This is a genomic window from Streptomyces coerulescens, assembly GCF_042657965.1.
Classification (GTDB): Bacteria; Actinomycetota; Actinomycetes; order Streptomycetales; family Streptomycetaceae; genus Streptomyces; species Streptomyces coerulescens.
In genome coordinates, this window is the sequence record NZ_JBHSKM010000008.1 from 20,700 (window position 1) to 33,773 (window position 13,074).

The following is a 13,074-nucleotide window of genomic DNA, read 5'->3' on the forward strand; positions in this document are numbered from 1 at the left end:
CCACACGGGACTCGCACGAGTACGTCGTGGAGAAGTGGTACGTCACTTGCCAAGTCGGACGCCGTCGCCACCCGGTTGCCGCAAGGGCGCGAGGGTGGCGCAGATCACAGCGACAGCCATGCCGCCGAGCAGGAAGAGGTAGGAGGAGGCTCCTGTGCCGAACAGGAAGTCGCCCTCCGGACGGCTGGCGGTCAGCAGGATGACGGAGATCATCCAGCCGCCTGCGGGTGCGACGGCTCCGGCGCGGCCGCCCATCGCCCGGGCGGCGCCCAGCAGCAGCCCGGCCTCGCCGGCGATGGCGAGCAGCAGCCCGCCCGGGAACCACGCGGGCTGCATCAGCGCGCCGGCCACGCCGACCACCGCGCCGAGCACGAAGAGGCCGAGGTAGGCGAGGGCCCGCAGGGCGGAGGGCCGCTTCAGTTTCAGCGGCTGGGCGAGCATCGAGCTCATGACGCCTCCCCGGAGGTGAGACCGGCGAACAGGTCGGACTCCGGCCGCGCCCCCGGCTCGCCGCGCACCAACTCGTAGTACTCGGTGCTGAACAGGGGCTGTGCGAGCTCGTTGGACAGCGCGAAATACGGCTCGGCCACCTCGATCTGGGTGGCGTGCGCGCGCATCGCGGCGGCCTTGGCGGCGACGTGCGCGGTGCCGTCGATCACGGTGGTGATCCGCTCGTCGGCGACGACTCCCGGTACGTCGGCGACCGTGGCCGCCTTGCCGAAGGACAGTCCGGGCAGATCCGCCTGAAGCCGGGCGAACGCCTCGTCGGCGGCGGTACGCGGGACCCGGTTCCAGTAGATCTTGGGGATCTCCCACCCGGCGTCCACGGCCAGCTCGGCCGCGCGCATGGCGACCCGGTGGGCCTGGATGTGGTCGGGGTGGCCGTAGCCGCCGTCGGGGTCGTAGGTGACCAGGACCTGGGGGCGTACCTCCAGGATGACCTCGACCAGGGCGCGGGCGGCGTCGTCGAGGTCGGCCTGCCACAGGCTCGCGGGGTCGTCGTTGTCGGCGAGGCCCATCATCCCGGAGTCCTCGTAACGGCCCCTGCCGCCGAGGAGACGGAAGTCCTCGACGCCGAGCTCGCGCATCGCGGCGGTGAGCTCGCCCAGGCGGTGTGCACCCAGTTCGGCGCCGGTCAGATGCCCGAGTTCCGGGGGAATGACCTCGCCGTGCTCGCCGAGGGTGCAGGTCACCAGGGTGACCCGGGCACCCTCGGCCGCGTACCTGGCCATGGTCGCGCCGTTGTTGATCGACTCGTCGTCCGGGTGCGCGTGCACCAGGAGAAGTCGCCGGTCGGGGAGTTCCGTCATGGACCCCACCCTACGAGGCGGCCGGGGAGCTCAGAACTTGATGCTTCCGATCATGCCCGCGATGTTCGTCGTCAGCTCGCTGATGGTGGGAGCGACGGTCGAGGACGCCAGATAGAAGCCCAGCAGCATGCAGACCACCGCATGTCCGGCCTTCAACCCTGATTTCTTGATCAGAAGGAAGACGATGATCGCCAGCAGCACCACCGCCGAAATCGAGAGTGCCACGGCGGCTCACCTCCAAGAATCCCAAGCGCGGGGGTCGGACTATGGGGGCAGATAAATCCATCGAGGAGCCAGCAGGTTCATACCCACTATGCGGTTGTGATCATAACTATCCGTACGTGCGCATCGATCGGCGCACAGCCGCACAAGGGGGCGCACTGGCCAATATGGTCGGGGCATGACGACCGAGCCTGTGTCCTTCCCCCGACGGCACGCCCGCACCCAGAGGTTCACGCTCGGCGCGCCGCGCGCGTTCGCGGTGTCGCCCGACGGTTCCCGTGTCGTGTTCCTGCGCTCCACCTCCGGTACGGACCCGGCGAGTTCGCTGTGGGTGCTCGACACACCGAGCGGCGAGGAGCGCGTGGCCGCCGACCCGCGCGCCCTCCTGGGCGGCGCCTCGGAGGACCTCTCGCCCGAGGAGCGGGCGCGGCGCGAGCGCAGCCGTGAGGGCGGTGCCGGCATCGTCGGCCACGCCACCGACAACGCCGTCGAGTTGGCGTCTTTTGCCTTGTCAGGGCGGCTTTTCACGGCCGAGCTGCAAGCCGGGACGGCTCGCGAACTCCCCGTCGTCGGGCCGGTGATCGACCCTCGCCCCTCCCCCGACGGACGGCACATCGCGTACGTCGCGCAGGGCGCCCTGCGGGTGGTGGGCGCCGAGGGCGAGGGCGACCGTGCGCTCGCCGAGCCGGAGTCGGACGGGGTCACCTACGGGTTGGCCGAGTTCATCGCGGCCGAGGAGATGGCGCGCTATCGGGGCTTTTGGTGGAGCCCCGAGTCGGACCGGCTCCTGGTGGCGCGCGCGGACGACACGCCGGTGCGCCGGTGGTGGATCTCCGATCCGGCGCGTCCGGAGCGGGAGCCGCAGCGGGTGGCGTACCCGGCCGCGGGCACGCCCAACGCGGACGTCCGGCTGTTCGTGATCGGGCTGGACGGGGTCCGCACGGAGGTGTCCTGGGACCGGGCCCGCTACCCGTATCTGGCGCGAGTGCACTGGTCAGCGGCGGGTGCGCCGCTGCTGCTCGTACAGGCGCGCGATCAGCTCAGCCAGTTGTTCCTGGCCGTGGACCCGGCGACGGGGGCGACCCGGATGGTGCACGCCGACGAAGATCCACAATGGCTGGAACTGTTCCCTGGTGTGCCGTGCTGGAGCCCTGCCGGGCATCTGGTGCGGATCGCCGACGAAGGCGGTGCGCGGGTCCTCGCGGTGGGCGAACGCCCGCTGACCGGACCGCAGTTGCATGTCCGGGCCGTGCTGGACGTGACCTCCGACGACGTACTGATCTCGGCGTCGGCGGGTGAGGCCGCGGACGAGCCCGAGATCGGCGAAGTGCATGTGTATCGGGTGAACGAGCTCGGCGTGGAGCGCGTCTCGCAGGAGCCCGGTGTGCATGCGGCGGTACGCGCCGGCGGGGTGACGGTGCTGGTGTCCCATACGCCCGACCGGCCCGGGGCCGAGGTCCAAGTGCTGCGGGACGGAAAGCAGATTGGCTTGGTCCGCTCGTATGCCGAGGATCCGGGTCTGTCCCCGCGCCTCACCCTCACCACAGGGGGCGCACGCCACATCCCGTGCGCCGTGCTTATGCCTCGGGACTACGCCGGCGACACCCCACTCCCGGTTTTGCTGGATCCCTACGGGGGACCGCACGGCCAGCGGGTGGTGGCCGCCCACAACCCGCATCTGACCTCGCAGTGGTTCGCCGACCAGGGCTTCGCGGTGATCGTCGCGGACGGCCGCGGCACGCCGGGGCGCTCGCCCGCCTGGGAGAAGGCGGTCAAGGACGACATCGCGGCGGTCGTGGTGCAGGACCAGATCGACGCCCTGCAGGGGCTCGCCGAGCGGTTCCCGCTCGATCTGTCCCGGGTGGCCGTCCGCGGCTGGTCCTTCGGCGGCTATCTGGCGGGGCTCGCGGTACTGCGCCGCCCGGACGTCTTCCACGCGGCCGTCGTCGGCGCCCCGGTCACCGACCTGCGCCTGTACGACACCCACTACCAGGAGCGCTACGTCGGACACCCCGACCGGCAGCCCGAGGTCTACCGGCGCAACTCGCTGATCGACGACGCGGGCCTGGTGGAGCCGGCCGAGCCGCACCGCCCCATGATGATCGTGCACGGGCTGGTCGACGACAACGTGGTCGTCGCCCACTCCCTGCGGCTGTCCTCGGCCCTGCTCGCCGCCGGCCGCCCGCACGAGGTGCTGCCGCTGTCCGGGGTGACCCACATGACCCCGCAGGAGGAGGTCGCGGAGAACCTGCTGCTGCTCCAGCTCGACTTCCTCAAGCGGTCGCTGGGGCTCGCCTAGACGGCAGCGGACCGGGGTGACATGGCGCACCCCGGTCCGCTTACGGCACCCGCACGGCCGTACGCTGTACACCCTGACGCGTCCGTATATCGGAATCGGGTCGGTCAAGTTGCCTGCGTGTTAACGCAGTTCATGCCCCTTTGTACGGCTATGGCCGTGCCGGTCACCGTGCCTCGGCCGCGACCACCTGCTTCTCCTCCGCGAAGTGGCACGCCGACTCGTGCCCAGCGGGCCCGCCCGGCTCCCGCAGCCGCGCCGGCACCGCGAGCAGCGGCACCTCCTCGGCACATACGTCCCGCGCCTTCCAGCAGCGGGTGCGGAAGCGGCAGCCGGAGGGCACGTTCGTCGGGGACGGGACGTCGCCGGTGAGGATGATCCGCTCGCGGCGCTCCCGGGCCTCAGGGTCGGGGACGGGGACCGCGGAGAGCAGCGCCTGGGTGTAGGGGTGCGTGGGATGGTCGTAGATCTCGGTGTCCCGGCCCCTCTCGACGATCCGGCCGAGATACATCACCGCGACCCGGTCGGAGATGTGCCGGACGATCGACAGGTCGTGGGCGATGAAGACATAGGAGAGGTCGAACTCGCTCTGGAGGCGGTCCATCAGATTGATGACCTGGGCCTGGACGGAGACGTCGAGCGCGGAGACCGGCTCGTCGGCGACGATGACCTCCGGGCGCAGGGCCAGGCCCCGCGCGATGCCGATGCGCTGGCGCTGGCCGCCGGAGAACTGGTGCGGATAGCGGTTGATGTACTCGGGGTTGAGGCCGACCACGTCCAGCAGCTCCTGGACCCTTCTGCGCCGGTCTCCCCTGGGGGCCGCCTCGGGATGGATCTCGTACGGCTCCCCGATGATGTCGCCCACCGTCATCCTGGGGTTGAGGGAGGTGTACGGGTCCTGGAAGACCATCTGGATGTTGCGCCGTACGGCCTTCAGGGCGCGGCCGGAGAGCCGGGTGATGTCCTCGCCCTTGTACTTGATGCAGCCGGCCGTCGGGCGTTCCAGGTTGACCAGCATCCGGGCGACCGTCGACTTGCCGCAGCCGGACTCGCCGACGATGCCGAGGGTGTCGCCGCGGTGCAGGGTGAAGTCGACGCCGTCGACCGCCTTCACCGAGCCGACCTCCTTTCTGAACAGGACGCCCCGGGTGAGCGGATAGTGCTTGACGAGCCCGTGGGCCTCCAGAATCGCCTCAGCCATTCAGGCACTCCCTCCACAGGTGGCAGGCGCTGCGCCGGTCCTCGGCGACCTCGTACGGGGGCGGCACGTCGGTGCGGCACACGTCCTGGGCCATCGGGCAGCGCGGGTGGAAGGCGCAGCCGCGCGGGATGTCCATGAGGTTGGGCGGCAGGCCCTTGATGGCGTAGAGCTCCCGGCCCTTGAGGTCCAGGCGGGGGATGGAGTCGAGCAGGCCGCGGGTGTACGGGTGGGCGGGCGCCTTGTAGATGTCGTGGACCGGGGCCGACTCGACGATCCGGCCCGCGTACATCACCGCGATCCGGTCGGCGACGTCCGCGACCACGCCGAGGTCGTGGGTGATGAGGATCAGGGCCATGGCGTACTCGCGCTGCAGCTCCGCCAGCAGATCCATGACCTGGGCCTGCACGGTGACGTCGAGAGCGGTCGTCGGCTCGTCGGCGATGATGAGCGCCGGTTCGAGGGCGAGGGCCATCGCGATCATGATGCGCTGGCGCATGCCGCCGGAGAACTGGTGCGGGTACTGCCTCACCCGCTCCTTGGCGGCCGGGATGCGCACGCGGTCCATCAGCTCCACGGCCTTCGCCCGCGCGTCCTTCCTCGACAGGCCCCGGTGCACGACGAACATCTCGCCGAGCTGGTCCCCCACGGAGAGCACGGGGTTGAGGGAGGACAGCGCGTCCTGGAAGATCATCGCCATCTCGGCGCCGCGGACCTTGCGCCGCTCCTCCTCCTTCAGCCGGAGCAGGTCCCGCCCCTGGAAGAGGATCTCGCCCCCGGTGATCCGGCCGGGCGGCATGTCGAGGATCCCCATCACGGCCTGGGCGGTCACCGACTTCCCGGACCCGGACTCGCCGAGCACGGCGAGGGTCTCGCCCGCGTCCACGCCGAAGCCGACCCCGTTGACGGCCCGGGCGACCCCGTCCCTGGTGCGGAACTCCACCTGCAGGTCACGCACTTCGAGCAGCATCGGCGGCTCACCTCGGCTTCGGGTCGAGGGCGTCGCGCACGATGCGCTCCGCCGGGGCTTGCCGCGACAGGCCGTCGGTCGTCCGCCGCTTCGTCGTGGCTGGTCGCTCCCCCACTCTCGGCTTCGCTCCGGCGGGGGGACCCCCATCGCGGCGGAGCCGCAGATCGACGCGGCCTCGCGTCCCTTCGGGCGCTGACACAACCGTCACTTCCTCACCTCAGCTTCGGATCCAGCGCGTCGCGCACGGCGTCGCCGAGCATGATGAACGCCAGGACGGTGACCGCGAGCGCTCCGGAGGGCCACAGCAGGGCGTGCGGGGCGTTGCGGATGTACGGGGACGCCGCCGAGATGTCGATGCCCCAGGAGACGCTCGGGGGCTTCAGGCCCACGCCCAGGTAGGACAGGGTCGCCTCCAGGGCGATGTACGTGCCGAGCGCGATGGTCGCGACCACGATCACCGGGGCCACCGCGTTCGGGGCGATGTGGCGCAGCAGGATCCGGGAGTTCGAGGCGCCGAGGGCGCGGGCCGCCTGGACGTAGTCGTTCTGTTTGGCGGTGATGACCGCGCCGCGGGCGATGCGGGAGATCTGCGGCCAGCCCAGCAGCACGATGAAGCCGATGACCGGCCAGACGCTGTTGCTGGTGACGACCGAGAGCAGGACCAGGCCGCCGAGGACGACCGGGATGGCGAAGAAGACGTCGGTGATCCGGGACAGGACCGAGTCCCCCAGGCCGCCGAAGAAGCCGGCGAGCGCGCCGAGGACCGAGCCGAGCAGGGCGACCCCGAGCGTGGCGCAGACGCCGACCGAGACGGACGTACGGGCGCCGTAGACCGTGCGGGTGTAGACGTCGCAGCCCTGTCCGTCGTAGCCGAAGGGATGGCCCGGTCCGGCGCCCTGCTGGGCCTTGGCGAGGTCGCACTGGAGCGGGTTGCCGGAGGCGATCAGGGAGGGCCACAGGGAGATGACGACGAGGAAGACGATGATCAGCGCGGAGAGCAGGAAGACCGGGTTGCGGCGCAGGTCGCGCCAGGCGTCGGACCACAGGGAGCGGGGGCGGCCCGCGGGCTCCGTACCACCGGCGGCCGGCCCTGTCCCGTCGGCCGCCGGCGGCCGTTGCTCCAGTGTCTCCGCCGCGGACATCGCGAGGCCTCCCGCGACGGCGCCCTCCGGCTCGAACGGCGGCTCAGGCATAGCGGATCCTCGGGTCGAGTACGGCGTACAGGAGGTCGACGACCAGGTTGCAGAGCAGGAAGACGAGGACGAGGACCGTCACGAAGCCGACGACGGTCTGGGTGTTGTGGCGCAGGATCCCCTGGTAGAGCTGGTAGCCGACGCCGTGGATGTTGAAGATCCGCTCGGTGACGATCGCCCCGCCCATCAGGAAGCCGATGTCGGCGCCGATGAAGGTGACCACGGGGATGAGGGAGTTGCGCAGCAGATGCCGGGTGACGACCCGGTGCCGGGGCAGGCCCTTGGCGATCGCCGTACGGACGTAGTCCGAGGTCCGGTTCTCCGCGATGGAGGTGCGGGTCAGGCGGGTGACGTAGGCCAGGGAGACCGACGCGAGGACGAGGCCCGGCACGAGCAGTTCGTCGAAGGGGGCGTCCGGGGAGACCGACGGGCGGATCCAGCCCCACTCCACGCCGAGCAGCAGCTGGAGCAGCAGGCCGGTGACGAAGGTGGGGACGGAGATGACGACGAGGGTGAGCAGGAGAACGCCGGTGTCGACGGGGCGGCCGCGGCGCAGGCCGGTGACGACGCCGAGGGTGATCCCGATGACGACCTGGAAGACGATCGCCACGATCGTGAGCCGGATGGTGACGGGGAAGGCCGTGGACATCAGCTCGGTGACTTCCTGGCCGTTGAACGCCGTGCCGAAGTCCCCGGTGAAGAGGTTCCCCATGTAGGTCAGGTATTGCTGCCACACGGGCTTGTCGAGGCCGAACTCCCGCCTGAGCTGCGCGGCCGTCGCCGGGTCGCACTGCCGGTCGCCGCACAGGCCCGCGACGGGGTCGCCCATCACGTTCACCATGAGGAAGATCAGCAGGGTGGCCCCGATGAACACCGGGACCATCTGCACCAGGCGCCGGACCACGTACCCGCCCATGACGGGCTCAGCCGACCTTGATCTCGTGGTAGACGGGGACGCTGAACGGGTTGAGCGCCACGTTCGACAGCCGCTCCGACCAGCCGGCGCTGCCGTTCTGGTACCAGAGCGGGACGGACGCCATGTTGTCCCGGACGACCTCCTCCGCCTTCTGGAAGGCCTCGACGGCCTTGGCGACGTCGGTCTCGGCGTTCGCCCGGTCGATGAGCCTGTCGAACTCCTCGTTGGACCACTTGCCGTCGTTGGAGGAGGCGTTGGTGTAGTAGAGCGGCTGGAGGAAGTTCTGGGGCAGCGGGTAGTCCATCTGCCAGCCCGCCCGGAAGGGACCGGAGAGCTGCTGGGTCGTGGACTTGCTCCGGAAGTCGGCGAAGGTGCCGATCGGGTTGCCGACGCAGGCCCGGTCGTTGTCCAGGGCGTTGTTGATGGAGTTGCAGACGGCGTCCACCCACAGCCTGTGGGAGCCGGTGTCCGCGTTGTATGTGATCTTCACCTGGCCGCCGGGCAGCCCGCCGCCCTGCGCGATCAGCTTCTTGGCCGCCGCGGCGTCGTACTCGCACCACTTGCCGCACAGCCCCGCCTTGTAGCCGCCCTCGGGGCCGAGGACGGGCGAGGTCCAGTCGGTGGCGGGGGTGCGGGTGCCCTGGAAGATCGTCCGGGTGATCTGCTCGCGGTCGATGGCCCGGGACAGCCCCTGACGGACCTTGACCGAGCCGGCCTTGCTCCACTCCTTGTCATAGTGGGGGAAGGACAGGGTCTGGATGATGCCGGCCGGGGTGTTGAGGTACCGGTCGCCGAGGTCGCCGCGGACGTTCTTCAGCTGCTGGGCGGGGACGTCGTCGACGAGGTCGAGGTTGCCGGCCATCAGGTCGGTGTAGGCCGTGTTGTTGTCCGTATAGACCTTGAGGGTGACGCCGTCGTTGCGTGCGGCGTCCTCGCCCGGGTAGGCGCCCCACTTCGCCAGCTGCATCTCGGAGCCCTTGATGTACGACTGAACGGTGTAGGGGCCGTTGCCGACGGGCTTGGACAGCCAGGCGGCGTGGTCCTCGAAGAACATCCGGGGCAACGGGACGAAGGCGTTGTAGCCGAGGGTGTCGGGGAAGCTGGAGAACTTCTGGCTGAGCCGGACGGTGAAGGTCCGGTCGTCGACGACCTTCAGGCCGGACATGGTGTCGGCGCTCTGCTCGCCCCGGGCGGGGTGGACCTGGTCGTAGCCGTCGATGTAGCTGAAGAAGTAGGCGTTCTTCTGGTTGTTCTTCAGACTCGCCCCGTAGTTCCAGGCGTCCACGAAGGACCGGGCGGTGACCTTCTCGCCGTTGCTGAAGGTCCAGCCGTCCTTGACGGTGATCGTGTAGTTCTGCGAGTCGGAGGTCTCGATGCGCTCCGCGAGCATGTCCTCGGCCTCGCCGGTCTTCGGGTCGTACTGCTTCAGACCCCGGAAGATCATGTAGAGCACCTTGCCGCCCTGCACCTCGTTGGTGTTGGCCGGCTCCAGCGGGTTCTGCGGATCGGTCCACGAGGAGCTCAGCACCGCGCCGCCGGCGCCGGTGCCCTCACCCCCGCCACCGCAGGCCGTCGCCGTGAGGGCAACCACCATCGCGCAGGCGGCCCATCGGGCGTGCGTGGCTCCGGGCATGGAATGCCTCCTCAGATACTGATCCATTACGGGCCAATATCGAGCCAAAGGGCACATATCGCACATGGGCTCCACCCAATGGAGCTACGTGCCATCCGGATGCACGCATCTACGCAATGGATCTTCGCCATCCGATGCCGAACCGTTGGATTAGGACCTAGGGATGTACACATTTCGGCACTGGAGCATCCGCATATCGAACTCGTTGCCCGAATAGTCCAGTTGGTCCGAGTCAAGGCACGACTCCATCACGTTGCGCTACCCGCGTAGCTACGGAATGGTCAAGGCAGGGTAAAGAACGTAAAGAGACAACCAAGTCGGCCGAGAATTTATTGACCTTGAATGAATTGCGTTGAAAAAGTCCGGCGTAGCCCGTAGGGGAGCGTGCCCTGCGGAGTCATCAGACCCTCCCTTGGGCCAGGAGCACCATGACCCCCCCAACTCCATCCGCGGCTGCCCCGCTTGAGGCGACTGACGAGAGCATCGAGAAGTCGCCTTCGCCCTCCACCCATAAGGGCAACGAGAGCCGCTCGCCTGGACGGCTGGCGTGGAACCGCTTCAAGCGGGACCGCACGGGCGTCATATCGGCGTACGTCGTGATCTTCTTCTTCGTCGTCGCACTCGGCGCTCCGCTCATAGCCAAGCTGTACGGCAAGGACCCGTACACGACCTATGCGAGCCAGCGCCCCGAGCTGCTCAACGCCTTCGCGTACCCGGCGGGTCCGAACGGCGGCATGAGCTCGGAGTTCTGGTTCGGTGTCGAGCCGCAGCTCGGCCGTGACGTCTTCACCTTCCTGCTCTACGCGATCCGCAACTCGCTGGGCATCGCCTTCGCCGCCACCCTGCTGACCGTGACGCTCGGCGTGGTCATCGGCGTCACCGCGGGCTACCTCGGCGGCAAGACGGACTACTTCGTGGGCCGTGTGATCGACATCCTGCTGTCGTTTCCGTCCACCCTCTTCTTCATCGCCTTCATGCCGGTCGTCTACGGGCTCTTCGTCGCTCCCGACGAGAACATCCCGACCTGGCTGCGTGCCGCCGGCCTGATCATCGTGCTCTCCGCCTTCGGCTGGGCCTCCATCGCCCGTCTGCTGCGTGGCCAGGTACTCGGCCTGCGCGAGCGGGAGTTCGTCGAAGCGGCCAAGGTCACGGGCGCATCACCGCGGCGTATCGTCTTCAAGGAACTGCTGCCCAACCTGTGGACGCCGATCATCATCCAGTCCACGCTGATGCTTCCGGCGTTCGTGACCGCGGAGGCGGGCCTCGCCTTCCTCGGGGTCGGCATGATCGACCCGACCCCGGACTGGGGCGTCATGATCCAGCGAGGCGCCCAGTTCTACACGGAGGACCTCACCTTCATGCTCTTCCCGGGCATGTCCATGGTGATCTTCGTGCTCGCCTTCAACCTTCTCGGCGACTCCGTCCGTGACGCGCTCGACCCGAAGTCCAAGCGCTGACTCCGGCTCTCTTCAGGACCACGGCCCGAGTGCCGGGTGCCGGATCACTCTCATCAACCCACTTCAAGGCAGGATGCGATGTCCTTCTCGCGTAGAAACTTCCTGATCGCCACCGGCGTGGCCGCGGCCTCGACCTCCGTGCTGAGCGCGTGCAGCAGCGGCAGCGAGGGGGGCTCGTCTTCGAACGACGCCCCGAAGGTCACCGGTTCCAAGACGACCGAGATCCCGGTCGGCACCAAGGCCGACTCCACGGGCCCGGCCCCCGAGGTCAAGGGCGCGGTCAAGGGCGGGACGATCTACTCGCTCCAGCAGTTCGACATGGACCACATGGACCCGGCGCAGATCTACGTCTCGACCGAGGGCGCCATCACCGTCCCGATCATGCGTGGTCTGACCGGCTACAAGCTGGACGACAAGGGCAACGCCACCCTGGTGGGCGACGCCGCGACCGACCCCGGCACGATGAAGGACGGCGGCAAGACCTGGTCCTTCACCCTCAAGGACGGCATCAAGTGGGAGGACGGCGCCGACCTCTCCATGGACGACGTCCGCCACACCTTCGAGCGTCTCTTCGCGAGCTTCATCACCGAGGGCCCGGTCTACGTCCAGGAGTTCCTGGAGGGCGGCGACAAGTACGAGGGCCCCTACGACGGCAAGAGCCTCGACTCCATCGAGATCGACGGCAAGACCATCACCTTCCGTCTCAAGGAAGCCCGCGTCGACTTCAACTACACGCTCGCGATGCGTGGTTACTCCCTGGTGCCCAAGAAGCACGACACCAAGGAGAAGTACGACAAGAAGCCGGTCTCCTGCGGCCCGTACAAGGTCGAGAGCCGTAGCATCGGCAAGTCGATGACCTTCGTGCGCAACGAGCACTGGGACGCGAAGACGGACCCGATCCGCAACGCCTACCCGGACAAGTTCGTCTTCCAGATGGGCTACGAGCTGGTCGCCTCGACCGACCGCTGGATCGCGGACCAGGGCAACGACCAGTACGCGGTGCCGATCTTCAACGAGGTCGCGCCCGAGCGTCTCGCCCAGGTGCTCACCAAGCCCGAGCTGAAGAAGCGCGTCCTCACCGCGGTCGACACGGTCACCTACTACTGGCCGATCAACATGACCCGGGTCAAGGACCTCAAGGTCCGCCAGGCCATCAACTACGCCTGGCCGCACCAGCAGCTCCAGACCATCGGCGGCGGTGCCGCGTCCCAGGAGATCGCCACCACGATCTTCGCCCCGGTGACGCCCGGCTACACCAAGTTCGACCTGTACGGCGTCGACAAGAAGCCCGGCGGCCAGCCCGACAAGGCCAAGGCGCTGCTGAAGGAGGCCGGCAAGGAGGGCTACAAGCTGGTCATCGCCTACCAGCAGTCGGACACCGCGGTGAAGACCGCCGTGGCCATCAAGAACGCGCTGGAGGCGGCCGGCTTCCAGGTCGTCAACAAGCAGGTCGACAAGTCGACGTTCTACACCCAGATCGGCAAGATCGACAACGACTTCGACCTGTTCGCCGCGGGCTGGAGCCCGGACTGGCCGGGTGGCTACTCGCAGTTCTACCCCTGCTGGAGCGGCAAGAACATCGGCGACGGCCGCAGCAACTACGCGCAGCTGAACGACCCGAGCGTGAACAAGGCCATCGACGCGGCCGGCAAGATCGCGGACGTGGAGGAGGCCAACAAGGCCTGGGGCAACGTCGACAAGATGATCATGGAGCTCGCCGCGGTCGTCCCGGACTACCACAAGATCCGGAACTACCTGTACGGCTCCAAGGTCGGCAACGTGATCTGGGACGCCGGCAACACCTGCGTCGCGCTCACCAAGCTCTACGCCAAGAAGTAAGCGAGCACGACCCCTTGGGGGCGGCCATCCCGTATGGCCG

At 68.6% G+C, this 13,074-nt stretch carries 11 protein-coding genes; 3 read left to right on the forward strand and 8 right to left on the reverse strand.

Annotation, left to right across the window (positions count from 1 at the left end; genetic code table 11):
• Nucleotides 1-42: 42 nt before the first annotated feature.
• Genes ACFPQ9_RS14415 through ACFPQ9_RS14425 form a run of 3 tightly spaced genes read right to left on the reverse strand, consistent with a single transcriptional unit; the run spans nucleotide 43 to nucleotide 1,535 of the window.
• A complete protein-coding gene (locus tag ACFPQ9_RS14415) occupies nucleotides 43-450 on the reverse strand; it encodes a DUF6113 family protein (RefSeq protein ID WP_380852463.1) in 408 nt (135 codons plus the stop codon).
• Nucleotides 447-1,310, reverse strand: coding sequence for an N-acetyl-1-D-myo-inositol-2-amino-2-deoxy-alpha-D-glucopyranoside deacetylase (mshB, locus tag ACFPQ9_RS14420; protein ID WP_380852466.1), 864 nt, complete (start codon nucleotides 1,308-1,310; stop codon nucleotides 447-449). Before mshB ends, ACFPQ9_RS14415 begins: the two co-directional genes overlap by 4 nt.
• Before the next feature lie 30 nt (nucleotides 1,311-1,340).
• A complete protein-coding gene (locus ACFPQ9_RS14425; RefSeq protein ID WP_019755516.1) occupies nucleotides 1,341-1,535 on the reverse strand; it encodes a hypothetical protein in 195 nt (64 codons plus the stop codon).
• Nucleotides 1,536-1,710: 175 nt separating this feature from the next.
• On the opposite strand from ACFPQ9_RS14425, the gene ACFPQ9_RS14430 reads away from it, so the two are divergent.
• Nucleotides 1,711-3,831: a S9 family peptidase gene (locus tag ACFPQ9_RS14430; RefSeq protein ID WP_380852470.1), complete on the forward strand. Its 2,121-nt coding sequence runs from the start codon at nucleotides 1,711-1,713 to the stop codon at nucleotides 3,829-3,831.
• Between the two features lie 163 nt (nucleotides 3,832-3,994).
• Here ACFPQ9_RS14430 and ACFPQ9_RS14435 read toward each other — a convergent pair whose 3' ends face one another.
• The 5 genes from ACFPQ9_RS14435 to ACFPQ9_RS14455 form a co-directional block, all read right to left on the reverse strand.
• Nucleotides 3,995-5,029: an ABC transporter ATP-binding protein gene (locus ACFPQ9_RS14435; RefSeq protein WP_380852473.1), complete on the reverse strand. Its 1,035-nt coding sequence runs from the start codon at nucleotides 5,027-5,029 to the stop codon at nucleotides 3,995-3,997.
• A complete protein-coding gene (locus ACFPQ9_RS14440) occupies nucleotides 5,022-5,996 on the reverse strand; it encodes an ABC transporter ATP-binding protein (RefSeq protein ID WP_380852476.1) in 975 nt (324 codons plus the stop codon). Before ACFPQ9_RS14440 ends, ACFPQ9_RS14435 begins: the two co-directional genes overlap by 8 nt.
• 212 nt (nucleotides 5,997-6,208) lie before the next feature.
• Nucleotides 6,209-7,189, reverse strand: coding sequence for an ABC transporter permease (locus ACFPQ9_RS14445; protein WP_380852479.1), 981 nt, complete (start codon nucleotides 7,187-7,189; stop codon nucleotides 6,209-6,211).
• Nucleotides 7,182-8,105, reverse strand: a complete 924-nt coding sequence (locus ACFPQ9_RS14450; protein ID WP_380852482.1) for an ABC transporter permease — start codon at nucleotides 8,103-8,105, stop codon at nucleotides 7,182-7,184. The genes ACFPQ9_RS14445 and ACFPQ9_RS14450 overlap by 8 nt, the downstream gene beginning before the upstream one ends.
• Before the next feature lie 7 nt (nucleotides 8,106-8,112).
• Entirely contained in the window at nucleotides 8,113-9,738 is a 1,626-nt protein-coding gene (locus ACFPQ9_RS14455) for a peptide ABC transporter substrate-binding protein (protein WP_380852485.1), read from the reverse strand.
• A gap of 428 nt (nucleotides 9,739-10,166) precedes the next feature.
• Between ACFPQ9_RS14455 and ACFPQ9_RS14460 the strand changes: the two genes are divergently transcribed.
• Together ACFPQ9_RS14460 and ACFPQ9_RS14465 are read left to right on the forward strand one after the other, a co-directional pair.
• Nucleotides 10,167-11,195: an ABC transporter permease gene (locus tag ACFPQ9_RS14460; RefSeq protein ID WP_380852488.1), complete on the forward strand. Its 1,029-nt coding sequence runs from the start codon at nucleotides 10,167-10,169 to the stop codon at nucleotides 11,193-11,195.
• Nucleotides 11,196-11,273: 78 nt separating this feature from the next.
• Nucleotides 11,274-13,034: an ABC transporter substrate-binding protein gene (locus tag ACFPQ9_RS14465; RefSeq protein WP_380852491.1), complete on the forward strand. Its 1,761-nt coding sequence runs from the start codon at nucleotides 11,274-11,276 to the stop codon at nucleotides 13,032-13,034.
• The last annotated feature ends 40 nt before the right edge of the window (nucleotides 13,035-13,074 follow it).

Excerpts from the sequence above, each read along its gene's own strand:
- ACFPQ9_RS14455 (WP_380852485.1), bottom strand. The coding sequence starts at position 9,738 with ATGCCCGGAGCCACGCACGCCCGATGGGCCGCCTGCGCGATGGTGGTT.
- ACFPQ9_RS14415 (WP_380852463.1), bottom strand. The coding sequence starts at position 450 with ATGAGCTCGATGCTCGCCCAGCCGCTGAAACTGAAGCGGCCCTCCGCC.
- ACFPQ9_RS14435 (WP_380852473.1), bottom strand. The coding sequence starts at position 5,029 with ATGGCTGAGGCGATTCTGGAGGCCCACGGGCTCGTCAAGCACTATCCG.
- ACFPQ9_RS14440 (WP_380852476.1), bottom strand. The coding sequence starts at position 5,996 with ATGCTGCTCGAAGTGCGTGACCTGCAGGTGGAGTTCCGCACCAGGGAC.
- ACFPQ9_RS14450 (WP_380852482.1), bottom strand. The coding sequence starts at position 8,105 with ATGGGCGGGTACGTGGTCCGGCGCCTGGTGCAGATGGTCCCGGTGTTC.
- ACFPQ9_RS14465 (WP_380852491.1), top strand. The coding sequence starts at position 11,274 with ATGTCCTTCTCGCGTAGAAACTTCCTGATCGCCACCGGCGTGGCCGCG.
- mshB (WP_380852466.1), bottom strand. The coding sequence starts at position 1,310 with ATGACGGAACTCCCCGACCGGCGACTTCTCCTGGTGCACGCGCACCCG.
- ACFPQ9_RS14445 (WP_380852479.1), bottom strand. The coding sequence starts at position 7,189 with ATGCCTGAGCCGCCGTTCGAGCCGGAGGGCGCCGTCGCGGGAGGCCTC.
- ACFPQ9_RS14460 (WP_380852488.1), top strand. The coding sequence starts at position 10,167 with ATGACCCCCCCAACTCCATCCGCGGCTGCCCCGCTTGAGGCGACTGAC.
- ACFPQ9_RS14430 (WP_380852470.1), top strand. The coding sequence starts at position 1,711 with ATGACGACCGAGCCTGTGTCCTTCCCCCGACGGCACGCCCGCACCCAG.